General features: G+C 57.6%; 2 protein-coding genes. Both read left to right on the plus strand.

Going from position 1 to position 1,169, the window contains the following annotated elements; genetic code table 11:
* On the plus strand, positions 1–375 hold a 375-nt coding region (locus tag NFS31_RS26775; protein WP_251502143.1), incomplete at its 5' end, for a hypothetical protein.
* A gap of 118 nt (positions 376–493) precedes the next feature.
* A partial coding sequence (locus NFS31_RS26780; RefSeq protein WP_251502146.1) for a hypothetical protein occupies positions 494–1,169 on the plus strand: 676 nt, incomplete at its 3' end.

Genomic DNA, 1,169 nt, shown 5'->3' on the forward strand with positions numbered 1-1,169 from the left:
ATGCAGAGAGTCAATCTTATCAAAGACCATATAGAAAAAGACATGGTGATCGTTGAGCCGGATAAATGGGATTTAAATGCCCACAAGCCGGAGAAGGCGGAGAATCATACAGACCAGCGCTATTTGGACGCCTTTGCCAGAATGGAGGAATCTTTAGGCAACACGTTTCCATGGGGTATAAGGCACAAAAACGTGCAGGTGAATAACAAGATAAATCAGCACAAAGACGAAAGGGCGAAAGGGCCCAAAGTGGCCTTAAGCTTTAAGGAGCTGGAGGGAAAGGAAAGGCGGCAGGCATTGAGACGGGAGCCTAAGATGACCATCGGAAAGGATCGGGTCCTGCCGAAAAAGGAAGGGCCGCAGTTAGGGCCGTGACAGCCGGCTGTCGGCTGCGGGACGGGCGGAGAACAGGGGAAAGCCTTATTTTCAGCCTCCGGGCGGCGGCGCGCCGCAAACAGGTATCAACAGGCTTAAGCATCCGAAAGGAGGAGCGATGGATTTATTTGGAAAGCAGCATGCGGGGAACCTGCGCGGAAGAACCTGGGTTATGGAGGAGTTTGAGAGCTACTTCGGACAGGAGGCGAAGAGCAGGGGAAATTCGGCGCAGTTTCAGGAGGTGGCGCAGGCTCTCGCGGAATTAAACCGTGTAAAGGAGGGGCCGGAGACGAAGGAGAACCGCCAGGCCAGGCTGGACGCGGGCGACCGGCTGATGCGGGCCTGCCAGGCGTATTCCGACAGCCATAAGGACGCAAAGTCACCGAAGGGGCGGGAGAGGCTGGCCGTGATCGACAAGCTGTCGGAATTCCAGCTTGGCCAGAGCCTGCGGAATGCCGAGGCGGTGAGGGAGCGGGAGTGGGATCTGGAGACGCTGGGGAATTATTTCCGGGATCACGCGGAGCTAAAGGCGTCTTCGCCGGAGTTTCAGGCGGCGGCCCGGGCCTTTGAGGAATTCGCGGGGCGCCGGGATGAGGTGATCACCCCGGAGAGCGCCATAGCGATGATAAAGTCCAGCGACAAGCTCAAAAAAGCCTGCCAGGCGTTTTCCGACAGCCAGAAGGGGACCATGCTGGCGTCGGGGCTGGAGCATCAGGCGTTTATCGACGGGCTTTCCAGGTTCCATGAGGATCTGAATCTCGACCAGGCCAGGGACCGGAGGATTCTCCGCGATT

Source organism: Otoolea muris (assembly GCF_943193115.1).
GTDB lineage: Bacteria > Bacillota > Clostridia > Lachnospirales > Lachnospiraceae > Otoolea > Otoolea muris.